Origin of the sequence: Gracilibacillus kekensis (genome assembly GCF_900143085.1) — a bacterium.
In the GTDB taxonomy this organism is placed as follows: domain Bacteria; phylum Bacillota; class Bacilli; order Bacillales; family Amphibacillaceae; genus Gracilibacillus; species Gracilibacillus kekensis.
The window spans coordinates 276118-300663 of record NZ_FRCZ01000003.1 but is presented as its reverse complement, the minus strand read 5'-3'; the positions used below and the strand labels follow the sequence as shown (position 1 = coordinate 300663).

Here is a 24546-nt window from a genome sequence, read left to right as displayed (position 1 = left end):
AGCAAAGTGCGCTTAAAAAGTGGATCTTCGGATAAAAACTTCCCGCAGGAGTGGAAGCGGACGCCTGCGCTTTATAAAGCTCTACAAATAAAGTAAGAATAATTATATTGACGTTATTCCATATCGCCCATGAATTTGTCTTTAGATTGCTTATCATCATTAGCTAAATATCTTCATATCTTTAACAATCCAAAATGCTAGCATTAACAATATTTGTAGAGTTTCATTCAGCGTAGGCGGCCACTTCCACTCCTGTGGTAGCGTTTTCCATGAAGATCCACTTTTCCATGCGCTTTTTGCTTGGAAAAGTTAGCTGAATGGAAAACCCCACGGAAAGGGAAGTGGGCAAGCCGAAGCGGTTTCTATGTAATTGTATCATGTCAAAATTACCATTAAATTTATGTCGACCTTTCTTTCTATTGTTCACTCATTTTTTAATTGTAAATTATTAGCTTGACCATGTGGCACAATGGACGAGGTTTGCTCATATGATGAATTATGGGCTAATACCTAGTGTCTGGGAGGTGTCATGTTGTCAATTTTGTTTGGGATTTTAGCAATTATAAAAGAAGCACTATTCTTTGTTGGTTATGTTAAAAATAATACATTCCCTCAACCTCTACCTGCAAAAGAAGAAGCAAAAATGATTAAAAAAATGCAAGAAGGCGATGACTATGCACGCAATAAATTAATTGAACACAATCTCCGTCTTGTCGCACACATTGTGAAGAAGTTTGAAAATACTGGAGAAGATGCTGAAGATTTAATTTCAATTGGCACTATAGGGCTAATAAAAGGCATTGAGAGCTTTTCTAGTGATAAAGGGACCAAATTAGCTACGTACGCTGCAAGATGTATAGAAAATGAAATTTTGATGCATTTACGGGCGTTGAAGAAGACAAAAAAAGATATCTCCTTACAAGATCCAATTGGCCAGGACAAAGAAGGAAATGAAATTAGTTTAATTGATATTTTAGAAGCAGAAAATGAGGATATTACTGAAGTTATTCAATTGCATATGGAATTAAAAAAGATCGAAAAATACTTACGTGTTCTTGACAAGCGAGAAAAAGAAGTTATTATTGCTCGGTTTGGATTAGGAAATACCGATGAATTGACACAAAGAGAAATAGCAAAAAAATTAAAAATTTCCCGTAGTTACGTCTCTCGTATTGAAAAAAGAGCTTTAATGAAAGTTTTTCATGAATATTACCGAAATGAATTAAAATAGCTGTCGATAATTCGACAGCTATTTTCTTTTTAATTCGTATTTTTTACAACATCGATAATTAAATTTGCGGCATTTGTTGCTGCTTTTTCTAAGAAGGTATCAAAGGATACCGAAGAATCCTTTCCAGCTATATCAGATAGCGCACGAATAATTACGAAAGGTCGAGAGTATTGATAACAAACTTGTGCAATAGCTGCTGCTTCCATTTCTGCAGCAATCATTTCTGGAAATTTATCGCGCACAAAGTTCACTTTTTCTACTTCCTGCATAAAAGCATCACCAGTACTGATAAGACCTTTCATTGCTTCGATTCCTTCTAATTGTTTAGCAGCTAACATTGCTTTTTCAATTAAAATCGGATCTGCCTGATAAGTTGGCGGTAACCCAGGTACTTGACCATATTTATAATCAAATGGAGTAACATCAACATCATGATGTACTACTTCAGTAGAAATTACTAGATCGCCAACTTCTAAGTCTGCATGAAATCCACCAGCAGAACCAGTATTAATTATAAAATCTGGTTGATATCTTTCAAACAGAATCGTCGTAGCTATTGCAGCATTGACTTTTCCGATGCCTGATTTTAATAAAACAACCTCTTTACCTTCTAAATTACCAACAAAAAAGTCACTATTAGCTATTCTAGTAGTTTCTTTAATCTCTATTCTTTCCTTTAATAATTCTACTTCTTCATCCATTGCACCGATTATACCGATCAATTTTATTCCTCCTGTTGATTTGCTGATTGATCATCTGATGATGATTGCTCACCTTCATTACCTTCCGATGTATTGTTACTTGAATTTTCATTATATTTATTTTCAATTAATTCTTCAACTAATGTCGGTTGCCAACCTTCATTTTCAATCCAGACAAGAGTTACTTTGTACGCTTCATCCTGATTGGAATCTGGAGAAACGGTTGCTTCTACCGTTTGATCTCCACCATTACCATGGTACCAGGAAATTTGCTCTTCTACTGGAATTCCAGTTGCAACCTCAATCGCTTGCATTCTTTCCTTCCAGTCCTGCGACTCTTTCTCAAATATAGTGGTATGTGGTCCTTGTTGCTCTGTACCGATTGGCTCCCAATTACCTTCATAAGCATAGCTGACATTTTCATTATCAGATTCGACTTCTTGAATTTCTTCCTCTTCCTCAGTACCTGAATCCTGCTCTTGGTCTACCTCGGTTTCATCTGGGATTTCCAATTCATCTGGTTGGTCTGACTCTTCTTCTGATGGTGTTTCAACAGGCTGGTCTGTATCATCTTGATTTTCTTGATCTTGACCTTGTGTTTCCTCTGTTTCCTCATTATCCTGATCTTCTGTCGCTATTGGGGTATCTTGATCATTACCTCCAAAAACAATAAGCGAAATAATAACGATGATTAACACACCGCCAACAATACTAAACCAAGTGATCGCTTTAGTATTCGTTCTTTTTTTCTCAAAACGGTCTCTTCTCGTAATATTTCCAAATTCGTCTGCCATTGTTCCACCCTCCCAATCGTCATTATACTAAAAAACAATTTTTTTCACTACAAGCAACTAACTTTTTAGGAAAATTGATCGATTTTTTTCTATTTTTGTCATACGTGCAGGAGTTTGTCCATATATATGGAATATAATAAATGAAAGAAAATGCAAGGAGCGTGTGATATGTTGAGAACCACTACGTTTGATCGCAAACTATGGCAACTTACTACGTTTGAATCTATAAGCTATGATAAGGAAAAACAGCTCTTATTTATTCATTTTCTTGATGACACTACGTTACAATTCAATGCTGTTCCAGAAAATCTCGTCTTTCAATTTATCTTAGAGAAAAACAAAGATTATTTTATTGAGCGTAAGCTAAAACCTTTCTTATTTCAACATAATTAGCAAAATGGATGTCTTTATTAAAGACATCCATTTGTATTACTCTACATTAATAATTTTTACGTTCATTTCACCAGCTGGAGTCGGTACTACAACTTCTTCACCGATCGAATGACCTAATAAGCTTTTTGCAATTGGTGAATCGTTGGAGATCTTGCCTTCAAATGGATCTGCTTCCGCACTACCAACAATTGTATAACTTTCTTCTTCACCATCTGGTAATTCCTGAAATGTAATCGTTCTACCTAATGAAACAATATCTGGACTTACATTTTCATCTTGAATGATAACCGCATTACGAATCATATTTTCGACTTGTACAATACGAGATTCAACAAATGCTTGCTCATCTTTTGCTGCATCATATTCAGAGTTTTCCGATAGATCCCCGAAATCTCTTGCAATTTTGATTCGCTCTACTACCTCTTGTCTTCTTTCAATCTTAAGATATTCTAACTCATTTTCTAATTTTTGTAAGCCTTCTTCTGTCATGTAAAATTCTTTTTCTTCTGGCATTATCCTACACTCCTTCTATCTATTGCTAATAAACAGTGTTCGAAATATTATTTTCATTGTATGATTTGTTATATTTAAATAGCACTGAAAATTAGCATATACCCTTATGTAACTGCTTTAATATTTACTAAACACTACTATCTCAGATTTTCACTTTTTTTTCAATAGTTTTCTTTGTAGTATTTTGGCAAATGAATAGTAATGATAATGTGAGCCTTCCATCACTGAAAGGTTAGATCAGCCTCTGATTGATGCCAAAATTTATCAGGCTGTACCTTCGAATCTTTTCGGTAAGAGGATCACAAGTTAATTTCATCGTGATAAGAATCTTGACTCTGTTCTAATAATCACTTTACTCCCGTTCAAGTACCTTTTCGATTTTTGTTGCTAATAAATCAATTGCAACCATATTTTGTCCGCCTTCTGGAATAATTACATCTGCATATCGTTTCGATGGTTCAATAAACTGCAAGTGTGCAGGACGTACTGTCTGTATATACTGGTTAATTACAGAATCGATGGAACGACTACGCTCATTAATATCCCTTAATAACCGGCGAATAATACGTAAATCTGCATCTGTATCGACAAAAACCTTAATGTCCATTAATTCCATTAAGCGAGGATCATCTAAAATTAGTATCCCTTCAATGATAATAACATCCTTTGGTTCGATTGGAATAACTTGATCAGAGCGTGTATGCTTCGTATAGTCGTAAACAGGCTTATCAACGGTCTGATGATCTAATAACTGTTGGATGTGATCAATTAATAGATCATTATCAAAAGCTAACGGATGATCGTAATTCGTTTGTAATCGTTCTTCCATTGGTATTTCGGACTGATCTTTATAATAATAATCTTGTTCAATTACCAATACAGATTGATTGACGAAACGATTTTGAATCGCCTTTGTAACCGATGTTTTACCTGAACCGGAACCACCTGCAACTCCAATAATTATGGGTTTTTTCTTACTCATGATTGCGCACCTCTACTTTTTCTTTTTCAAACTAATTGCCACGCCGTCACCAACTGGTAATATCGTGGTGTGATAATCTGGATGTTCGATTAACCATTGATTATATTGATCAATTTTAGCCGTTAAATTTTGTAACCGTTTAGGAGCATCACTCGGATGGACAACCAACCCTCTGAACAGTACATTGTCAGTCACAACACAACCACTATCTGTTAAAGTAGATTGGTACTTTTCAAAAAAGTGGCGATATTGTCCTTTGGCAGCATCAATAAATATTAGATCATATGGACCTTTATCATGGATCAAATCTTCTACTTCTAAAGCATCCCCTAAAATCACATCTATATGTCCTTGTTTATTTTGATTATGGATATTATGAATTGCCCTTTGATACATTTCGTTATCTCGTTCAACTGAGACAATTTGTGCTTCTGGCTTTGCTTCTAACATTCTTAAAGCAGAGTACCCGATTGCAGTACCGATTTCAAGTATTTTGTCTGGTTGATGGAGACGGATAAGTTGTTGCAGTAGTAAAATCCCTTGCTTGTCCATAATTGGAACATGGTTTTCTTCTGCTTCTGCTTCTATTTTATTTACCCAATCATCTGATGATGGTGTAATTTGATCAAGGTAATGTAGTATATTCTCTTCGATCAAACATGAACATTCCCTTCTATAAAATAAGACTTCAGTCAATGGTGGTTATAAATTATTTGTTTACGAAACTCATCAGGAAGGACACATTCAAGTACCCACATAACCATTCATAGTTAGTACTAGTAGATTAGTGTATGCAATACGAACAGTTTCACCTGATAAACAGGGCAAAAGCAGGGATAGTTTCTCCCCTGCTTTTCCACTACACTATTGATTATGAATATACTGATCTTCTAATTCTTGATGCTCATCATAAGATCTCGAGTAATAAACATTTCCTTCAGAATCTGCTAAGAAATACAAGTAATTATCGCTTCTGTTTGGCTTAAATATTGCTGTTAATGAACTTTCACCGAAATTGGATATTGGTCCTACTGGCAATCCCTCTACCTGATACGTATTGTATGGCGAATCAATCTCGTAATGATCGTACGTTAAACGAGAAATATGTTCACCGTGAGCATAGATTACTGTTGGATCCGTCTGTAACATCATACCCTGATCCATTCGATTGTAAAACACTCCAGCAATTAACTTTCGATCATCAGCTGACGGAGCTTCTTCTTCCACAAGAGAAGCAAAGGTCATAATTTCATGAATAGTAAAGTCTAAGGCATCCACCTGATCAAAATACGCAACAATCACATTGTTTGTTTTATTCAACATTTGTGTCACAATTTGATCTATTGTAGGCTCCTCTTCATAAAATTCGTACGTAGCAGGAAACAGATAACCTTCTAAAGGGTAAATGATATCATCATGTAATATAGATTCAGATAGAATATTTGGATACTCACTAATTAGCTCTTTGATATAGCTAGTATCTTGCATTTTTTCTAAAAACTCTTCCTTATCTACACCAGCGTTTTCTTGGTATAAGGTCGCTATTTCGTTTATATTGCGCCCTTCTGGAATTGTTACTCTTAATTCTGGTTCTTCTTGAATAGATCCTGTTTCCAATTCTGAAGTAATTTCCGCTAAAGTCATTGACGGCGACAAAGCGTAGTCTCCGGCTTGAAAATTGGAAATATTGTTGAATTTTACATAGAATCGATAAATTAAACTGTTATTGATAACACCATTATCTTCTAATATATTCGCGATGTCTGAGCTACTCGATCCTAAGGGAATTGTCACATCAATCGTTTCTTCACTATTGGGATCAACTGGAGATACACCTTTTTTAACATAATTATAGCCCGTGTAACCCCCAAAGATAATTAATGCTGTCAACAAAAATAAGACAAGTATAATAATTTTTCTGGCAATACTAGCTTCTTTCGCTCTCTCTTGTGATATTTCTTTATATGTAAGTTTTGGTTTCGACTTTTCATTTTGGTCTTTTTTATCGTCGCTCATAAGACTTCCCCCTCTCACCCGGTATATTATACTATAAAATATAAAAAAGGGAAACCAGACGACAAACGCTTTTGTAATACACACTTCAATACTAGCACGTAAACAAACACCAAAAACCGACTTTATTAGTCTCATAGAAAAAGGACAATACGACACTATTTTTGTAGTAATTATGAGATATTATATGTGCTTTGCAATCTCTCCGGCTTGTCCGCTTCCCTTTCCGCGGGTTTTTCTCCTCAGCTAACTTTGGTAAGCAAAGTCCACTTACCAAAGCGGATCTTCGGATAAAAACTTCCCGCAGGAGTGGAAGCCGACGCCTGCGCTTTTTAATGCTCTACAACTAAAGAAAGAATAATCATATTGGCGTTATTCCATATCATCTATGCATTTGTCTTTAGATTACTTATCATAATTAACAAAAATGTTCATATTTGTAACAATCCAAAATGCTAACATTTGCAATATTTGTAGAGTTTCATTCAGCGTAGGCGGCCACTTCCACTCCTATGGGACACTTTTCCCTGAAGATCCACTTTTCCATGCGGTTTTTGCTTGGAAAAGTTAGCTGAAGGGAAAAGCCCATGGAATGGGAAGTGGGCAAGCCGGAGCTGTTTTTACACACACAAATCATTTCATAATTACCACCAAAGTTGTGTAGTATATCCTACTTTGGTTCAACTAGTTGTTTCTTGATTTATATGAAAAAGCTGACTAGGTAATCCTAGTCAGCTTTTGGTGTTTATTCAGCTAAATCGTCGTTATCTGCTACGGTGTTTAGTACTTCTTCGACCATATCCCATTCATCATCAGATTCGATTTGGAAAAGGGCTAAGTCGTCATCATTTTCCTTTTCTTCGTACCTGAACGCAAATACTTCAACTTCTTCATCCTCTTTTTGTTCAGCAGGTACAACTGCTACGTAAGACTGCTCTGTTTCATCTACATCAAATGTAAACAGCACTTCAAATAGGTGTTCTTCCCCATTTTCGTCCGGAATGATAATCCGTTCTTTTTCTTCTAGTGCCATTATATAACCCTCCTTATGATTGACTATCTAAATAGCCCTGTAAAATCATCACAGCTGCCATCTTATCGATTACTTTTTTTCGCTTCGATCGACTCATATCAGCTTCCAACAATACTTTTTCTGCAGCCATTGTTGTAAGACGTTCATCCCACAGTACGACATCTAAAGAAAACGTATCCTCTAAAAATTTAGCGAAATCTTGAGAAGCTTCACCTCTAAAACCAATCGATCCATTCATATTCTTTGGTAATCCCAGTACTACTTTTTCTATAGTATGTTCATCTATTAACTGTTTAAACGTATCCTCTATCGATTTGTACTCTGGTTCTTGCCAATAAATGGTGGTTAATCCTTGTGCCGTCCAACCTAAAGCATCACTAATCGCAACACCAATCGTTTTGGATCCTACATCTAATCCTAATACTTTTGTCATTACTTATGATTGGCGCTGATGTAATATTTGACTAATTCTTCAATTATCTCATCACGCTCTATTCTCCTCATTAAATTTCGTGCGTCCTTATGTCTTGGAATATATGCAGGGTCACCAGATAATAAATATCCTACAATTTGATTAATTGGGTGATAGCCTTTTTCCTCAAGCGCGTTATACACTAATAGTAATACTTCTTCGACGTTTTGCTCGATGGGCTCTTCTGAAAAATCAAATTTCATTGTCTTGTCCATTCCATCCATGGAAGCACCCCCAAATTTAGATTACATCACTTGTATTGATTAGTGTTTGTATCTATTTATTATACCTGTTATTCGTAAAAATTACCAAAATTATTGTAGTTCCTGAGCATATTTTTCTACAAACGCAAGAGCTTCCGGCAATTTGCTAGCATCTTTTCCACCAGCTTGGGCCATATCCGGACGGCCCCCACCGCCACCACCACAAATTTTGGCAGTTTCTTTAATTAAGTTTCCAGCATGATAGCCTTTGTTAACTAAATCTTTCGTTACTCCAGATGCTAACTGTACTTTGTCATTATTAACGGAAGCAAGTAAAATAATACCTGATTCTAGCTTTTGCTTCATATCATCTACCATTTGACGTAATTGATTCATGTCTGTCACATCTACTTTTTGAGCTAATACATGTATGCCCTTAATTTCTTTTGCCTCATCCAAAATCGAAGAAGCTTCCAATTGAGAAAGTTTTGCTTGTAAGGATTCTATTTGACGTTGTTGTTCTTTCATATCTTTAAAGACATGACCTAATCGTTCTGGTACTTGTTCTTCTTTCGTTTTTAATTGTGTAGCTGCTGTTTGTAACAACTGATGCTTACCATTGACATATTGATAGGCACCTTTAGCTGTGACAGCTTCTATTCTTCGCGTTCCAGCACCGATTCCTGATTCTGAAACAATTTTAAACAGACCAATTTCTGCTGAATTTTGCACATGACAACCACCACATAATTCGATACTGTATTCACCAATTTCCACCACTCGAACAATGTCTCCATATTTCTCACCAAACAAGGCCATTGCACCCATATCTTTAGCTTCCTGTATCGATTTATTACTTATCGTAACGGGAATAGATGCCCAAATATTTTCATTGACTTTTTGTTCGATTTCAACGATTTCTTGCTCAGTCACAGCTCCGAAATGGGAAAAGTCAAAACGGAGGCGTTCACCTGCGACTAACGAACCTGCTTGATTGACATGTTCTCCTAGCACATCTTTAAGAGCTTGGTGCAGAAGATGTGTAGCCGTGTGATTTTTAATAATATATTGACGTGATGTTTGGTCCACTTCTGCTTTTACTGCTTGTCCTATGGAAAGATTCCCTTCTTGAACAAGAATACGGTGCAGATTCTGCCCGTTTGGTGCTTTCTGAACATCTTGCACTTCCGCTTTACCATTATCAAATGTTATCGTACCTTTGTCAGCAATTTGACCACCACTCTCTGCATAAAAAGGGGTTTCTGCTAGAATAACATAGGCTTCATTACCTGATGACACTGTTTCAGCACGTTCCTTTTCAACAACAAGTTCCAATACCGTTGTTTCTGTTTGCAAATAGTCGTAACCAACAAAAGTACTTTCCACATTAATATCACTTAAAACACTATCCTGGATCTGCATCGAGTCTACCTTTTGACGGGCGTTACGCGCTCTATCACGTTGTTTATCCATTTCTTTTTCAAAGCCTGCTTCATCGATTGTAAAACCTGCTTCATCCACATACTCTTCCGTAAGTTCTTTAGGGAAACCGTATGTGTCATAAAGACGGAAGACTTCCTTACCAGGAAATAATTTATTCCCTTTAGATTTTTCTTCTTTAATAATCGTATTCAGGATTTGAAGGCCTTCTTGTAATGTTTCATGGAATCTGTCTTCTTCAGTTTTAATAACATTTTTAATAAAATCTTTCTTATCTTTTACTTCTGGGTAGAAAGCTTCCATTATTGTCCCAACTGTTGGTACAAGCTGGTACATAAATGCTTTTTCGATTCCAATTTGCTTAGCGTACCTTACCGCTCGGCGTAAAAGACGACGTAATACATAACCACGCCCCTCGTTTGAAGGTAGAGCGCCATCGCTGACTGCAAAAGTCACAGTACGTATATGGTCTGCAATTACTTTAAAGGCAACATCGGTTTCTTCACTGGCATTGTATTTGGTATTCGCTAATGCTTCTGTTTCTTTGATGATTGGTAAAAATAAGTCTGTTTCAAAGTTTGTTTTTGTATCTTGAATTACACTAACTAATCGCTCTAACCCCATACCCGTATCAATATTCTTTTTCGGTAGTGGCGTATACGTATCATCTGGATTATGATTAAATTGAGAAAATACAAGATTCCAAATCTCTAAATAGCGTTCATTTTCACCACCAGGATATAGTTCAGGATCACTTTCATCCTTTCCATAAGATTCTCCACGATCATAGAAAATTTCCGTATTAGGTCCACTTGGTCCTTCGCCGATATCCCAGAAGTTTTCTTCAAGGCGAATGATACGTTCTTCGGGAAGACCAATTTTATCACGCCACAGTACGTATGCTTCTTCGTCTTCTGGATGCACGGTTACCGACAATTTTTCTTGATCAAACCCGATCCATTTATCTCCGGTTAGAAACTCCCAAGCAAAATCAATCGCTTCTTCTTTGAAGTAATCACCGATCGAAAAGTTCCCAAGCATTTCGAAGAATGTATGGTGTCTTGCTGTATATCCAACGTTAGTAATATCGTTGGTACGAATCGATTTTTGGGCATTTGTAATACGTGGATTTTCTGGAACAACACGACCATCAAAGTATTTTTTTAATGTCGCCACACCACTATTAATCCATAATAATGTCGGATCATCTTTTGGTACTAATGATGCACTCGGTTCTACGCCGTGTTTTTTTTCTTTAAAAAAATCTAAAAACATTTGTCTAACCTGAGCAGATGTTAAGCTTTTCATTATCTATCGCCTCCATTTTTAATTAGGTCATTTTCGTTTAACATATAGCAAAAAACTCCCATCCCTGCTACATACTAGCAGGGACGAGAGTTATTTCCGCGGTACCACCCTAATTACAGCCATAATAGACTGTCACCTTAGCACCTGTAACGCAGGTATACGGCAGGGATTAGCTGCACTTCAAACTAGCTTCCTAGAACAGAGCATTTGGAATCTCTTTCAGCCTAAGGAAATTCCTCTCTTACAAATGATGGTCAAGTACTAGAGTTTTTCAACGTTTTATTTATTGACTTCGCTAGCATATTATAGAAAAGTTTTGGTTATCTGTCAATTGCTTTTGCTTGGTAATACAATATTAAATAGCCAGATTACGAACGTTTAGCAGTTTGATAAATTAATGGAATGGCTACTTTTCCCACTGCCAGCAACGGAATCGCAAATATCATTCCGATAATTCCTGCGAGTTTAGCAGCAACAAATAAAGTAAGGATCAAATACACCGGATGAATATGAATACTTTTACCAACTATAAAGGGTGACAGTAAATTCCCTTCCAGCAATTGGACGGCTAATACAACGAAAAAAACAGAGATAATCATATCTGTTGAAATCGTGAAGGCAATCAACAGTGCTGGAATTGCTCCAATAATCGGACCAAAATACGGTATAAAATTAGTCAATCCAATAATTGTTGCTAACACAATCGCATATCTCATATCGATCCACTTTAATAGAAAATAACTGACCAATCCAACTAGAAAACAAACAAGTATTTGACCGCGTATATATTGTCCTAAGCTATTTTCCATGTCATGTGCCAATCTTTTGGTAAAGTTTTGATATTTTTCAGGTATTATTTTTAATATTCCTTTTTGTAATAACTTATAATCTTTCAAAAAATAAAATGCTAATATTGGAACCACTGCTAACACAACAAAAATATCAAATAGCATAGGTATATTTTTAATAATTATGCTAAGTCGTTCTCCAAGAGTCTCTTCTATGTTCGAGAAAAATTGATCTAATTTATTGTGAAATTCTTCTGGTAAAAAAGAAGTCTGTTGGTAAAGATCATAAATAAAATTACGATAAGAATCTACGAATTGAGGAATATTTTCTCTTAATTCTTGAACTTGTTTAATCCAAATCGGTAAAGATACATAAATACCATATCCGACCAACGCAAAAAAGAGAAGATAGATAAAAATAATGGCAAGTGGTCTTGGTATGCGGTAATCGTGTATTTTTTCAACGATAGGATGTAAAATATAAGCGATTAAACCTGCAATTAAAAAAGGTGCTAGAATTTGCAGCATAACAATTAGTACATGCTTGTAAAAAGGAAAAAGAATGTACATAAGATATAAAAACAAGACAGAAAGGCAAAGAATAACTAGCCCTAGAGCTATTTGAATTTTTGAGTGATTAAACATATATCATCTTTCCACACGTCTTTCCTCATCTGAAAATAAGTCATTTAATGAACTTAATGAACCGTCTGCTTCTACTTCATGGAGGTGTACGATATCATTTTGTACCGTTAATTCAATAAAACAATCCCAACAATAGTATTGCTGAGAACCAATGGTGCCAATATTCTTGCTGCGACAATTCGGACAGATCACAAGACATTCCCTCACTTTTCCATTTTAGTTATCATCCTTTCCCATTTGATCGTATTTATACATAATTTTTTATTTATTAAAATAACGTTAGTGAAAAATGCGAAATAATTTAGAAGGTAATTATGAGATTCTATAACTGCGTAACAATCGCTCCGGCTTGTCCGCTTCCCTTTCCTCGGTTTTTTCTCCTCAGCTAACTTTTAAAGCAAAGTTCGCTTGAAAAGTGGATCTTCGGATAAAGTGAGACTTCAATCAATGGGGTTTTTCCACTGGTTGTTTGCGAAACTTATCAGGTTGTTACTGACCGTATCCCATTAGTTATTTTTTTGAATTATGAGAATTTCTAGAATGGGATTACGGACAGTTAGCAACGTGGAAAAAACTTCCCGCAGGAGTGAAAGCGGACGCCTGCGCTTTTTAATGCTCTACAACTAAGTAAGAATCATCATGTTGGCGTCATTTAATATCACCTATCAATTTGTCTTTAGATTACTTATCATAATTAACAAAATATTCTCATATCTGTAATAAGCAAAAATTAGCACTTAAAATCTTTGTAGAACTTCATTAAGCGAAGGCGGCCACTTCCACTCCTATGGGATTCTTTTTCCTGAAGATCCACTTTTCCATGCGGTTTTTGCTTGGAAAAGTTAGCTGAAGGAAAAAGCCCATGGCATAGAAAACACTACGAAAGCTCTGCTTGAGTAGATGTTGCACTTGTGCCCGTGGTGAAAGGGAAGTGGACAAGCCGGAGCGGTTTTTAAGCACATACACCATCTCATAATTACCCCTAGAGTTATGTCTCATAATTCTTCTTTTATCCTGAGCTGAGCTTTTGTTTTCAGTAGCAAGGTATATTTTGTCATAATAAATGTTTTGTAAATATACAAATAAGACACATATACGGATTCGTACAGGTGTCTTATTCCATGAAATCATATGGGGAGAAATTTTCTTGGCCAATGTCGACTGCCAATAATTTATCATCAGCTGTTACATTTGGTTTATCTTCTACTTTTTTCTCATTTGTATCACTTATATCAAATAGTTCATGTAAAAAGTGAACCAGTGAAGTGTATCTTTGATTCGTATCTTCTGTTCTTACCCCACGCAAAAATGCCTGTTTGTCCCCGCACATCACAAGAGACTGCTTGGCACGAGTAATTGCAGTGTATATTAAATTTTTGCGAAGCATACGATTATACCCTCTGATGATCGGGACGATAACGATTGAAAATTCACTACCCTGTGATTTATGAATCGATGTGCAATAGGCATGCATAAGATTCATTAGGTCTGCTTTTGCATAGTTGACTTCTTTTTCGTCAAACTCGACAACAATTTGTTCTTCTTGTTCAACATTTTCGTCCTTTTCAAAAATTGCCACAACTTCACCAATATCACCGTTAAAAACGCCATCATCTGGCTGGTTCACTAGTTGAATGACCTTGTCTCCTTTTCGAAAAACCGTATCACCGAATTTCATTTCTCTCCTACCCGGTTGGGAAGGATTTATGATTGCTTGTAATTCTTCATTTAGACGATGAATGCCTGCTTTTGAACGATACATTGGAGCTAATACTTGAATTTGACGTTGATCGACACCTTTATCATATGCTTTCTTCACTACTTGTTTGACAATGTCAACCACTTGATAATCAGGACAACTGAAAAAATTAAAGTCATTCGCCTTAGTAAGTGTATCGGGACTGACTTGATTGTTCTTAATTTCATGTGCTAATTGAATGATTTTGGAACCTTCTTTTTGACGATAAACCTCTTTCAGGGATACCGATTTTACCACACCACTATGTAATAAGTCAGCAAGCACTTGGCCAGGTCCAACAGATGGCAACTGATCCTCATCACCAACAATTAATACTTGCATATCGTCAGGTATCGCTCGGAATAGTTGATAGGCAAGCCAAATATCAACCATTGAAAACTCATCAACCACAAGAATTTTTCCTTTTAATGGATTATTTTCATCTCGGTCAAATGTCTCTTGTCCATCCCATCCTAATAATCGATGAATCGTTACACTTTCAATACCTGTTGACTCTTTCATTCGTTTGGCTGCTCTACCAGTAGGTGCTGTTAGAACAAATGGGTACTCTTCATCTTCTTTATAGTCATCAGGGTCTAAGGAATAATCGTTAATTTCGGCATACGCATTAATAATCCCTTTGATAACCGTTGTTTTTCCTGTACCAGGTCCACCGGTTAAGATAAACATTTTCTCTGATAAAGCTGTTTCCATTGCATGGTATTGCTCTTTTCCATAGCTCAGTGTTTCTTCTTCTTCAATCGCACCGACAATTTTTAATAATTCCGCATCTGTGAATGAACGCTCTATTTTTTTCTCAGCGATTCGTTTGATTTGTGAACAGAAGCCTGTTTCAGAATAATATAAAGAAGGTAAATACACTTTCTTTTCTAATGCGATAATCTGCTTATCCTTATTTAGTTCCACAATTTCGCTTGTCATCTTATCTACCGCAATGTTATTTGCTTCACCATCTAATAGCTGATCCATCTCGTATACTAATTGGTCAAGTGGAAGATAAACATGCCCATCTTGAATACTATTTTGTAAAAGGTAAAAACATGCTGCTTGCAATCTAGTTGAGTGATCATGAGAAATATTGTGTTCTCGTGCCATTTGATCGGCACGCAAGAAACCAAAACCCTCTACCTCGAAAACAAATGCATATGGGTTCGTTTGCAAAGTTTCTAGTGTTTCTTCTTTAAATGATGCATACATTTTTTGCGCCATCTTTAAGCCAAAACCATATTTTGATAACTGAACGACAATATGCTCAAAACCTTGATTTTCCTGTAAGATACGATAGATCTTTTCTTGTTTTTCTTTAGGTAACCCTTTTACTTTTCCTAACACGGATTGGTCATTTAAGATTTGCGAAAGGGCGGAATCCCCTAACGTCTCCACGATTCGTTCTGCTGTTTTTTTTCCTACGCCTGGAAAGAGTTCGCTAGATAAATAGGCGATTACTCCTTCTTTTGATTCAGGTAAAAATCGTTGGTAGCTATCCACTTGAAATTGGCGGCCAAAACGTTTGTGATCGACCACCCTTCCATAAAATTCATACGTTTCTCCTGGGTCTAATCTGCGGAAATAACCTTTTACAACGACTTCCTCTTCATCGAATTTTTGATTCGTCTCGAGGATTTTAATCTTTGCAATGGAAAAATGCTCTTGTTTGTTTTCAAAAATCGTATGGATCATTTCACCTTTAATAAAGCTTTTTTGTTCAACTATTTGTCCAGTTTCCATTGCAAAGTCCCTCCCTCATTACTCGTTTTCTTCTAACATTTTCTCAATTTGCTTTTTACCATTTCCTGCTAAAAGGTGGTCAGGTTGAATCTCTAATGCTTTGTCAAAATGTTCTAGCGCTTTGTCGACATCTTCATCGAATAAAGCAATTACCCCTAAGTTATAATGTGCATCACTGTGTTCTTCTTCTATATGAAGTACCTTATTGAACGTTTCTTTTGCTTGGTCGAGTTGTTGTGTTTGAGCCAAGGCAAGCCCATACTGGAATTTAACATCAACATCATCTGGATTTAATTCACTTGCTCGTTGTAAATAAGGTAATGATAATTTAAATTGCTCATCATATAAAAATGTCATCCCTAACATGAAGTAGACATCCGCTTCTTCTAATCCTAGATTGATCGCCTTTTGGAAGTTTTCTTTTGCATGATTAAAGTCATCTTGTTCAAAGTAGACATTACCTAATCCGTAATAAGCAGTTGCAGCTTGGTCATCAAGCTCGATTGCTTTTTTGTAAAATCCTAATGCGCGATCATAATCTTTCATATGTAAAAGTAGATTACCAAAGTTAATATAGTGAACGGGATCATTCGGGTTTTTTTCGATTGTCTCCGTAAAATACTGTGCCGCTTCTTCTAATTTTCCTTCTTTCATATATTGAATCCCTTGATCGATATCTGACATAGTAAAACCTCCTTTTATTATTTTAGCTTAATTATGAACAGACGTGCAACTTGTGTCTAGTGAAAAAAGTTTGATTCAAATGTCGGTTATTTTACGGAAGCTACTCTTATGGACACTTTTTTCGTCGTTCACTGAATTTTGTCCGTAAGACGCATTCTTACAGACACTTTTTTGATTTTCTGCAAATTTTGTCCATTAGATTCTTTCTTATGGACACTTTTCTCACTTTTGCTCAAATTTTGTCCGTTAGAATCATTCTTATGGACACTTTTCTCACTTTTGCTCAAATTTTGTCCGTTAGAATCATTCTTATGGACACTTTTTCACTTTTACACGAATTTTGTCCGTTAGATTAATCTCTTTTTTCAAAACTTCAACTAACAAGCTTTAGCTAAGATTGGGTTACAAACAAATAGGACAGCACGACATGCATGCTGTCCCTTTATTTTTTTAACCTACATAATCTAAAAATTTATCGTTTTTTATAATGTCATCGATCGTTCCGCCACCTAAGCAAACTTGATCTTGGTAGAAGACAACGGCTTGTCCTGGAGTAATGGCGCGTTCTGGATGATCAAATATGACTTTTGCTGTGCCATCTTGATTCGGATATACGGTTACCCCGTTATCCTTTTGACGATATCTGAATTTTGCTGTGCAATGGAACGGTTCTGTCGGTGTTTCATTAATCCAATTGATATCCACAGCAATCAGTGCGTCAGAATAAAGCGCATCATTATGGTAGTCTGCTCCAACATATAACACATTTTCTTTTAAGTTTTTACCAACGACGAACCATGGACCACCTGGACCTCCAATACCTAATCCTTGACGTTGACCAATGGTATAATACATCAAACCGTCATGATCTCCTTTTACTTCACCGTTCAATGTCATCATCTTACCAGGTTGTGCTGGCAAGTATTCACTAAGAAAATCTTTAAAATTTCGTTCACCGATAAAACAAATTCCAGTACTGTCTTTTTTGTTCGCTGTTGCTAAGTCATTTTCTTTAGCAATTCGGCGTACTTCCGATTTAGGTAAATGGCCAAGCGGGAACATTACTTTCTGTAAAACATCTTCAGATAATTGATTAAGAAAGTAAGTCTGATCCTTATTATCATCGACACCGCGCAACATTTCGACCCGGCCTTCACTACGATTTACTTGGGCATAGTGACCTGTTGCCACATAGTCTGCACCAAGCGATAAGGCGTGGTCTAAGAATGCTTTAAACTTAATTTCTTTATTGCACATAACATCAGGGTTCGGTGTACGGCCAGCTTTATACTCATCTAAAAAGTACGTAAATACTTTATCCCAATATTGTTTTTCAAAGTTAACCGCATAATAAGGGATATCAAGTTGATTACATACTCTTACAACATCGTCAAAATCCTCGGTTGCGGTACATACACCAAACTCATCGGTATCATCCCAGTTCTTCATAAAAATACCGACAACGTCATAACCTTGTTCTTTTAATAATAGAGCTGTAACGGATGAATCTACTCCACCACTCATTCCGACAATTACTCTTGTATCTTCGTTTTTATTCATGTTTTCACCACCTTATTTTGTTAGTCTTTTAACTATTTTCGCAACTCTCATTGCTGCTTCTTGCACATTAGCTTTATCGTTAGCAAGTCCGAAGCTAAACCGGATCGAATTTGTTGTACAAGCACTCTCTTCACTGAACATCGCACTTAATACATGTGACGGCTCTACAGATCCTGCCGTACAAGCGCTACCGCTTGATGCTGCAACACCACTCAAATCGAAATTGGTTAACAATGCTTCGACATTTGCACCAGGAAAGCTCAAATTAATAATAGACGGTATCCGTTCACCGTTTTCACCATTTATTGAAAAAGTTACATCCTGCTCACTTAAAATTTGTAAAAACTTATCTCGATAAGCTTGATACGTTTGATATCGTGTTTCTCTTTCATCTTGAGCAAGTTTGATCGCTTCAGCAAAACCAATGATTGCCGACATGTTTTCTGTTCCCGGACGTCGCTTTCGTTCCTGCTCACCACCATGTTGCAAGGCGTGCAGTGCCACATCAGGTGCAACATACAAAAAACCCAAACCTTTAGGTCCGTTTATCTTATGAGAGGACACCGTTAATAAATCAACTTGTAATTCCTTTACTTTAATCGGCAGCATCCCATACGCCTGGACCGCATCGGTATGGAAATAGGCTTGATGATCTTTTAAAAGCTTGCCAATTTCTCTTATTGGTTGAATGACGCCTGTTTCATTATTAACCATCATTACAGTTACTAAAATCGTATCTTGGCGTAAGGCTAATTTTAACTGATTTATATCGACGTACCCTTGCTCATTTACATCTAAGTAGGTAGCTTCATATCCGTTTTTTTCTAAATTCTCAACAGCATGCAATGTCGCATGGTGCTCGATTTTCGTCGTGATAATGTGTTTACCCTTTTCCTTATTTGCATCTACCACGCCCGTGATGGCTAAATTATCTGCTTCCGTTCCACCACTCGTAAATACGATGTCCTTTTCCGATGCTTGAATGGACTTTGCTGCAATTGTTCTTGCTTTATCTAAAACCTGTCTAGCTTTTCTCCCAAATGAATGAATACTAGAAGGATTTCCAAAATTCTCTTTTAAGCTTTCTGTCATGGCGTTAACAACCTCCGGATGGACCGGTGTGGTTGCAGCATGATCTAGGTAGATCGCGTTCATATGGTTCCACCCTTTTCTTTAAATATAGAACATATATGGATCCTGGGTACCTTTTTCCCCGTAAGTGGATAGATCCTCTAATGTTGTTGTATCTAATACGTCTTTGACGGCATCGCGAATACGAATCCAAAGTTCCTGTTTTGCAGGTTCTTCTTCTTCAATGCCTTCAACAGGAGTAATTGGTCCTTCTAAAATACGGATAATATCACCAGCTGTTATTTCATTCGGTGCTTTCGCAAGTACATAGCCTCCGTATGCACCACGAATACTTTTTACTAAGCTTGCGTTTCTTAATGGTGCAACTAATTGCTCTAAATAATGCTCCGATAAATTATTCTCTTTTGCGATACTTTTTAACGACATCGGACCATTTCCATTATTCTTCGCTAACTCAATCATAATGGTAAGACCATATCTCCCTTTTGTCGAAATTTTCATGGTTACACCTCATTTTTCCCCTTCAAAATATCTATATACAATGTTTGTCATTAGTTGTTATTATAGCATGAATGGTATACTATTTGCAGAATAATTCTTAGTAAGTTACTTGTCATTACATACTTGCCTATATTAAAAAAGCAGCTAAAAAATGTCAAGTTGCTTGTTTGATAATTAAGAAAGGATGTCATACATGGTGAAGCAACCACTTGCATTCAGAATGAGACCAAAAAATATTGATGAAGTGATTGGACAACAACACTTAGTCAGTGAAGGACATACAATCCGCAGAATGGTAGAAGCAAACCGGCTTCATTCCATGATATTATACGGGCCACCTGGTACAGGCAAAACATCGATGGCGATGGGGATTGCTAATAGTTTAGAACTTCGATTTAAATTATTAAATGCAGCAATTGATAAGAAAAAAGATATGCAAATTGCGGTAGAAGAAGCTAAAATGTCGGGACAATTAGTGGTCATCTTAGATGAAGTGCACCGTCTTGACAAAGCAAAACAGGACTTTTTACTGCCCCATGTGGAATCCAATTTAATTACCTTAATCGGTTGTACAACTGCCAACCCATATCATTCGATTAACCCTGCGATTCGAAGCAGGTCCCATATTTTTGAATTATACCGCTTAGAACCATCTGATATTATTGAAGCAATCGAACGTGCCATTTCAGATGATCAAAATGGTCTCGGGGATCTACCGCTTGTTGTTGAAAAAGAAGCCAAAGAACATTTTGCCAATGCTTGTAATGGTGATTTGCGGGCAGCTCTAAATGGTTTAGAATTAGCTGCGTACTCTACACCGAGTGAAGATGGCGAAATCGTGATTGATTTAGCGAATGCCGAAGCTTGTATGCAAAAGAAAAGCTTTTCACATGATAAAGGTGGCGATGCTCACTATGATGTTCTATCTGCTTTTCAAAAATCAATTCGCGGCAGTGATGTCGACGCAGCACTTCACTATTTAGCTAGGCTGATTGAAGCCGGTGATTTAGAAAGTATATCTCGTCGCATGCTCGTTTGTGCTTATGAGGATATTGGTCTAGCCAACCCACAAGCAGGACCACGAGCACTAGCTGCCGTTGAAACCGCTGAAAGAATTGGTTTTCCAGAAGCTCGGATTCCATTATCGGTTGCCATTGTTGAATTGTGTTTGTCACCAAAATCGAATACTGCTTATTCTGCTTTAGATGCGGCACTCTCAGATATTCGAAGTGGGGACACCGGCGAAATTCCTGCACATTTAAAAGATGCACATTATAAAGGAGCAGAAACGCTCGGGCGCGGGGTAGATTATAAATATCCTCATGCATACGATAGCGGTTGGGTGAAACAGCAGTATCTACCGGATAAAATAAAGAATAAACAATATTACCACCCCAAAGATACCGGTAAGTTTGAGAAAAATTTACAACAAATATATCAAAAGTTGAAGAAATAGTGTTTAATTTACTCCTTTTCTGGTCAAAATAGCAAATAAGCTTATTGATTTGTACGATATAAATCTATTAAAAAATATACCAGAATTAAGCAAGGAGTGAACATACATGGCGAAAGTACGTCAAGATGCCTGGTCACATGAAGATGACCTGTTATTAGCAGAAACTGTTTTACGTCACATACGAGAAGGGAGTACACAACTTACAGCTTTTGATGAAGTCGGGGATAAATTAAACCGAACTTCTGCTGCCTGTGGTTTCCGTTGGAATGCAGAAGTGCGTCAAAACTATGAACAAGCGGTGCAAATTGCGAAGAAACAACGAAAAGATAGAAAACGAGCGATTGCTAAACAATCGAATGTTTATACACCACCTGTTGTCAGAGAGCCTGAACAACAAGATACGGAGAAAACTAGATCGATTGAAGACGAAGTATATTCTTTATTGAATTGGAGTTCCAATCACAAACAGGTTAAACCAAAAGAAGAACCGAAACAAGAAGAATACAGTCTTAACCTTGAACAAGTCATTCGATATCTTCAATATTTGAAAAAGGAACAAAAACTAGCACAATCTTCTCAAGTGAACCATCAGAAACTAGTACAAGAAAACGAAATATTACAACAACAACTAGAAACTGAACAAAAAAGAGCAAAACAATTGGAAAATGAACTTAAAACAATGAAAGAAGACTACCAAGCTTTCATGCAAATAGTTGAACGTGCTAGAAAAATGGTCGTTTTCGATGAAGAAGAACCTCGTCCAATTCCAAAATTCCGAATGGACAAAAACGGGAATTTAGAGCAGGTTGCTAAATAAACGCTGTGAAATGTACTAATAAAAAAATGATAAGTAACTAAAAAGAATTATCTTGATAGTTTATACTTAGCAAATAGGAATATTGCTAATAGTATCTTATTTTTTGATTAATAGTACTCGAGAATTGAAGATGAGACGGTTCATCATCAGTAGTTTCACCACTAATTAGCTAGCAAATGCCAATGAGATCACTTCTCGTCGGCTTTTTCATCACTTATTTACTATCAAATGCCGATGAGATCTTTTCTCGTTGGCATTTGGATGTTGATGAACAGCTAAAACGTGTCTCAACCGAAGCTTGCTTACTCACGACTATAGGCACGAGTTTGCTCATGCTATACCACCAAAAAGGCACATTAACCTAGATAGGTTAATGTGCCTTGAACTATTAAATCGACAATCCCAATTATGCCGTCGCTGTGATGAGTTTTGATCCCGCTCCTAGCAGGTGGGTGCCCTGTCCTATACTTCACGCTTCCGCATGCAATTCGTAAGTAAATGCGGCTTGCACTCCACATAAGAACACCAGGCTCCCGATGTTAATGGTGTTCGGTCAAAACGTCAATTAATCGACGAACACATCAGGATTGTTTTTCAATTAGTTTGTAGTTAAATAATAGCATATTGTTTAAGCTAATTCAAGCGAATTTCTTTACAATTACATAACCATTTCTTTACATTATTTTAATTTCAAATGCAGTTCATTTAGTTGCTTATGATCTACAGCGCTTGGCGCATCTGTCATTGGATCTGAAGCAGAAGCTGTTTTCGGAAATAAAATGGTATCTCTTAGATTTGTACGGCCTGCAAGTAGCATAATAAAGCGGTCAAACCCTAAAGCTATCCCTCCGTGTGGTGGTGCGCCAAAATCTAATGCATCTAACAAGAATCCGAATTGAGATTCTGCTTCTTCTGTTGTAAATCCTAATTTTTCGAACATTTGATTTTGCATCTCACGTTTATAAATACGTAACGATCCTCCACCTAGTTCATATCCATTCAATACTAAGTCATACGCTTGTGCACGCACTTCGCCAGGATCTGTATCTAATTTATCAAAATCAGATTCGAATGGCATTGTAAAAGGATGGTGTGCTGCATGATAACGTCCAGCTTCTTCATCATATTCTAATAATGGCCAATCCGTAATCCAGAGAAACTCAAATTTGCTCTCATCAATTAAATCATGATCTTTCGCTAATTTCTGGCGCAATGCTCCTAGTGTATCGTAGACAACTTGTTTCTTGTCTGCTACAAAGAATAGGATATCTCCTGCATGCGCATCTAACAACTGACGGAATTGTCCTTGTTCTTCTTCAGAGAAAAATTTAGCAATTGGACCAACTAGTGATTCTTCTTCGACCTTCAACCAAGCTAATCCTTTTGCTCCATAAATTTTAGCAAAGTCTGTCATATTGTCCAGATCTTTTCGTGAGTAGAGGTCTGCTTTGCCTTTTAAGTTCAAGCCACTCACTTTTCCACCGTTTTCAACAGCTTGGCGGAATACTTTAAAGCCAGACTCTTTAACAACTTTCGACATATTAACTAATTCCATTTCAAAACGAACATCTGGTTTATCTGAACCAAAACGCTCCATTGCCTCATCATATGGCATCCGTGTAAATGGCGTCTGGATATCTAATCCTTTTACATCTTTCATTACCTTAGTCATCATACGTTCGGTCATTTCAATAATGTCATCCATTGTCATGAAAGATGTTTCGATATCGATTTGCGTAAATTCCGGTTGACGATCGGCACGAAGGTCTTCGTCACGGAAACAACGGGCAAATTGATAATATTTTTCAAATCCTGATACCATTAATAATTGTTTAAACAACTGTGGTGACTGTGGTAATGCATAAAAATAACCTTCATGAACACGACTGGGCACTAAGTAGTCACGAGCACCTTCAGGAGTACTTTTCGTTAACATCGGTGTTTCCATTTCTAAAAAGGCTTCTTCGTTTAAAAATTCACGTATTGATTGTGTTGCTTGATGACGTAGCTTGAATGTTTCTTGCATTACCTCACGACGCAAGTCTAAGTAACGATATTTGAGTCGAACGTCTTCAGCAACATCAATATCATCTGTTAATGAAAAAGGTGGTGTTTTTGCTTCGTTTAATACATTGATTTCTGTTACAAAAACTTCAATGTCCCCTGTATCAATTTTTGGATTAACCGTTTCTGGATCTCTTTCAACGACATTCCCTTTAATTTCTATTACATATTCACTTCGTACACTGTCACCAATGGCATGCGTCTCTTTGCCATTTTCAGCATTAAATACGATTTGTACGACACCAGAACGGTCACGCAAATCGATAAAAATAATTTCACCTAAATCACGTCGCTTCTGGACCCAACCTTTTAAAGTAACTTCTTGATTTACATGTTCTTTTCGTAATGTTCCTGCTAGCGTGCGCATAA

At 36.7% G+C, this 24546-nt stretch carries 22 protein-coding genes and 1 other RNA gene; 4 read left to right on the top strand and 19 right to left on the bottom strand.

Annotated features, from left to right (window positions below; genetic code table 11):
• Positions 1-529 precede the first annotated feature (529 nt).
• The gene (sigK, locus tag BUC25_RS09295) at positions 530-1231 is read left to right on the top strand and encodes an RNA polymerase sporulation sigma factor SigK (RefSeq protein WP_073201593.1); all 702 of its coding nucleotides are present in this window, start codon (positions 530-532) and stop codon (positions 1229-1231) included.
• Positions 1232-1260: 29 nt separating this feature from the next.
• Here the strand turns inward: sigK and mtnN are convergent, their stop codons facing one another.
• Together mtnN and BUC25_RS09285 are read right to left on the bottom strand one after the other, a co-directional pair.
• Entirely contained in the window at positions 1261-1953 is a 693-nt protein-coding gene (gene mtnN / locus BUC25_RS09290) for a 5'-methylthioadenosine/S-adenosylhomocysteine nucleosidase (protein ID WP_073201592.1), read from the bottom strand.
• 2 nt (positions 1954-1955) lie between these two features.
• On the bottom strand, positions 1956-2726 hold the full coding sequence (locus tag BUC25_RS09285) for a YrrS family protein (protein WP_073201591.1): 771 nt from the start codon (positions 2724-2726) through the stop codon (positions 1956-1958).
• A gap of 168 nt (positions 2727-2894) precedes the next feature.
• Between BUC25_RS09285 and BUC25_RS09280 the strand changes: the two genes are divergently transcribed.
• Positions 2895-3119, top strand: a complete 225-nt coding sequence (locus tag BUC25_RS09280; protein WP_073201590.1) for a KTSC domain-containing protein — start codon at positions 2895-2897, stop codon at positions 3117-3119.
• A gap of 36 nt (positions 3120-3155) precedes the next feature.
• Here BUC25_RS09280 and greA read toward each other — a convergent pair whose 3' ends face one another.
• The 15 genes from greA to cymR all read right to left on the bottom strand — a co-directional run bounded on the left by greA (position 3156) and on the right by cymR (position 19840).
• On the bottom strand, positions 3156-3632 hold the full coding sequence (gene greA / locus BUC25_RS09275; protein ID WP_073201589.1) for a transcription elongation factor GreA: 477 nt from the start codon (positions 3630-3632) through the stop codon (positions 3156-3158).
• 352 nt (positions 3633-3984) lie between these two features.
• Complete coding sequence (gene udk, locus BUC25_RS09270) at positions 3985-4614, bottom strand: uridine kinase (RefSeq protein ID WP_073201588.1); 630 nt, start codon at positions 4612-4614, stop codon at positions 3985-3987.
• Between the two features lie 12 nt (positions 4615-4626).
• On the bottom strand, positions 4627-5271 hold the full coding sequence (locus BUC25_RS09265; protein WP_139251801.1) for an O-methyltransferase: 645 nt from the start codon (positions 5269-5271) through the stop codon (positions 4627-4629).
• A gap of 207 nt (positions 5272-5478) precedes the next feature.
• On the bottom strand, positions 5479-6630 hold the full coding sequence (gene mltG / locus BUC25_RS09260; protein WP_084543424.1) for an endolytic transglycosylase MltG: 1152 nt from the start codon (positions 6628-6630) through the stop codon (positions 5479-5481).
• Positions 6631-7372: 742 nt separating this feature from the next.
• Positions 7373-7660, bottom strand: coding sequence for a DUF1292 domain-containing protein (locus BUC25_RS09255; protein WP_073201587.1), 288 nt, complete (start codon positions 7658-7660; stop codon positions 7373-7375).
• 13 nt (positions 7661-7673) lie between these two features.
• Positions 7674-8093 (bottom strand): Holliday junction resolvase RuvX, encoded by a 420-nt coding sequence (gene ruvX / locus BUC25_RS09250; RefSeq protein ID WP_073201586.1) that lies wholly within the window; start codon positions 8091-8093, stop codon positions 7674-7676.
• On the bottom strand, positions 8093-8356 hold the full coding sequence (locus BUC25_RS09245; protein ID WP_073201585.1) for an IreB family regulatory phosphoprotein: 264 nt from the start codon (positions 8354-8356) through the stop codon (positions 8093-8095). The genes ruvX and BUC25_RS09245 overlap by 1 nt, the downstream gene beginning before the upstream one ends.
• Positions 8357-8446: 90 nt before the next feature.
• Positions 8447-11083 carry an alanine--tRNA ligase gene (gene alaS / locus BUC25_RS09240; protein ID WP_073201584.1) on the bottom strand — a complete coding sequence of 879 codons (2637 nt, stop codon included), beginning with the start codon at positions 11081-11083 and terminating at the stop codon, positions 8447-8449.
• A 368-nt stretch (positions 11084-11451) separates the two neighbouring features.
• The gene (locus BUC25_RS09235; RefSeq protein WP_073201583.1) at positions 11452-12516 is read right to left on the bottom strand and encodes an AI-2E family transporter; all 1065 of its coding nucleotides are present in this window, start codon (positions 12514-12516) and stop codon (positions 11452-11454) included.
• 3 nt (positions 12517-12519) lie between these two features.
• Positions 12520-12708 carry a hypothetical protein gene (locus BUC25_RS09230; protein WP_244535163.1) on the bottom strand — a complete coding sequence of 63 codons (189 nt, stop codon included), beginning with the start codon at positions 12706-12708 and terminating at the stop codon, positions 12520-12522.
• 922 nt (positions 12709-13630) lie between these two features.
• Positions 13631-16003 carry an SF1B family DNA helicase RecD2 gene (gene recD2 / locus BUC25_RS09220; protein WP_073201580.1) on the bottom strand — a complete coding sequence of 791 codons (2373 nt, stop codon included), beginning with the start codon at positions 16001-16003 and terminating at the stop codon, positions 13631-13633.
• Between the two features lie 18 nt (positions 16004-16021).
• The gene (locus BUC25_RS09215; protein ID WP_073201579.1) at positions 16022-16687 is read right to left on the bottom strand and encodes a tetratricopeptide repeat protein; all 666 of its coding nucleotides are present in this window, start codon (positions 16685-16687) and stop codon (positions 16022-16024) included.
• A 450-nt stretch (positions 16688-17137) separates the two neighbouring features.
• On the bottom strand, positions 17138-18247 hold the full coding sequence (gene mnmA, locus BUC25_RS09210) for a tRNA 2-thiouridine(34) synthase MnmA (RefSeq protein WP_073201578.1): 1110 nt from the start codon (positions 18245-18247) through the stop codon (positions 17138-17140).
• A 12-nt stretch (positions 18248-18259) separates the two neighbouring features.
• Positions 18260-19402 carry a cysteine desulfurase family protein gene (locus BUC25_RS09205; RefSeq protein ID WP_073201577.1) on the bottom strand — a complete coding sequence of 381 codons (1143 nt, stop codon included), beginning with the start codon at positions 19400-19402 and terminating at the stop codon, positions 18260-18262.
• A gap of 18 nt (positions 19403-19420) precedes the next feature.
• Positions 19421-19840, bottom strand: coding sequence for a cysteine metabolism transcriptional regulator CymR (gene cymR / locus BUC25_RS09200; RefSeq protein ID WP_073201576.1), 420 nt, complete (start codon positions 19838-19840; stop codon positions 19421-19423).
• Between the two features lie 193 nt (positions 19841-20033).
• Here cymR and BUC25_RS09195 point away from each other — a divergent pair, with 193 nt between their 5' ends.
• Both BUC25_RS09195 and BUC25_RS09190 read left to right on the top strand, forming a co-directional pair.
• A complete protein-coding gene (locus BUC25_RS09195) occupies positions 20034-21296 on the top strand; it encodes a replication-associated recombination protein A (RefSeq protein WP_073201575.1) in 1263 nt (420 codons plus the stop codon).
• Between the two features lie 106 nt (positions 21297-21402).
• The gene (locus BUC25_RS09190) at positions 21403-22113 is read left to right on the top strand and encodes an RsfA family transcriptional regulator (RefSeq protein WP_073201574.1); all 711 of its coding nucleotides are present in this window, start codon (positions 21403-21405) and stop codon (positions 22111-22113) included.
• A gap of 395 nt (positions 22114-22508) precedes the next feature.
• Here the strand turns inward: BUC25_RS09190 and ssrS are convergent.
• A non-coding RNA gene (gene ssrS / locus BUC25_RS09185) (6S RNA) lies at positions 22509-22704 on the bottom strand.
• 88 nt (positions 22705-22792) lie between these two features.
• The gene (gene aspS, locus BUC25_RS09180) at positions 22793-24544 is read right to left on the bottom strand and encodes an aspartate--tRNA ligase (protein WP_073201573.1); all 1752 of its coding nucleotides are present in this window, start codon (positions 24542-24544) and stop codon (positions 22793-22795) included.
• Positions 24545-24546: the final 2 nt, after the last annotated feature.

Excerpts from the sequence above, each read along its gene's own strand:
- BUC25_RS09235 (WP_073201583.1), bottom strand. The coding sequence starts at position 12,516 with ATGTTTAATCACTCAAAAATTCAAATAGCTCTAGGGCTAGTTATTCTT.
- ruvX (WP_073201586.1), bottom strand. The coding sequence starts at position 8,093 with ATGACAAAAGTATTAGGATTAGATGTAGGATCCAAAACGATTGGTGTT.
- BUC25_RS09255 (WP_073201587.1), bottom strand. The coding sequence starts at position 7,660 with ATGGCACTAGAAGAAAAAGAACGGATTATCATTCCGGACGAAAATGGG.
- aspS (WP_073201573.1), bottom strand. The coding sequence starts at position 24,544 with ATGCGCACGCTAGCAGGAACATTACGAAAAGAACATGTAAATCAAGAA.
- BUC25_RS09205 (WP_073201577.1), bottom strand. The coding sequence starts at position 19,402 with ATGAACGCGATCTACCTAGATCATGCTGCAACCACACCGGTCCATCCG.
- recD2 (WP_073201580.1), bottom strand. The coding sequence starts at position 16,003 with ATGGAAACTGGACAAATAGTTGAACAAAAAAGCTTTATTAAAGGTGAA.
- mltG (WP_084543424.1), bottom strand. The coding sequence starts at position 6,630 with ATGAGCGACGATAAAAAAGACCAAAATGAAAAGTCGAAACCAAAACTT.
- BUC25_RS09190 (WP_073201574.1), top strand. The coding sequence starts at position 21,403 with ATGGCGAAAGTACGTCAAGATGCCTGGTCACATGAAGATGACCTGTTA.
- cymR (WP_073201576.1), bottom strand. The coding sequence starts at position 19,840 with ATGAAAATTTCGACAAAAGGGAGATATGGTCTTACCATTATGATTGAG.
- BUC25_RS09215 (WP_073201579.1), bottom strand. The coding sequence starts at position 16,687 with ATGTCAGATATCGATCAAGGGATTCAATATATGAAAGAAGGAAAATTA.
- BUC25_RS09245 (WP_073201585.1), bottom strand. The coding sequence starts at position 8,356 with ATGGATGGAATGGACAAGACAATGAAATTTGATTTTTCAGAAGAGCCC.
- BUC25_RS09280 (WP_073201590.1), top strand. The coding sequence starts at position 2,895 with ATGTTGAGAACCACTACGTTTGATCGCAAACTATGGCAACTTACTACG.
- udk (WP_073201588.1), bottom strand. The coding sequence starts at position 4,614 with ATGAGTAAGAAAAAACCCATAATTATTGGAGTTGCAGGTGGTTCCGGT.
- sigK (WP_073201593.1), top strand. The coding sequence starts at position 530 with ATGTTGTCAATTTTGTTTGGGATTTTAGCAATTATAAAAGAAGCACTA.
- BUC25_RS09285 (WP_073201591.1), bottom strand. The coding sequence starts at position 2,726 with ATGGCAGACGAATTTGGAAATATTACGAGAAGAGACCGTTTTGAGAAA.
- BUC25_RS09195 (WP_073201575.1), top strand. The coding sequence starts at position 20,034 with ATGGTGAAGCAACCACTTGCATTCAGAATGAGACCAAAAAATATTGAT.
- greA (WP_073201589.1), bottom strand. The coding sequence starts at position 3,632 with ATGCCAGAAGAAAAAGAATTTTACATGACAGAAGAAGGCTTACAAAAA.
- alaS (WP_073201584.1), bottom strand. The coding sequence starts at position 11,083 with ATGAAAAGCTTAACATCTGCTCAGGTTAGACAAATGTTTTTAGATTTT.
- mnmA (WP_073201578.1), bottom strand. The coding sequence starts at position 18,247 with ATGAATAAAAACGAAGATACAAGAGTAATTGTCGGAATGAGTGGTGGA.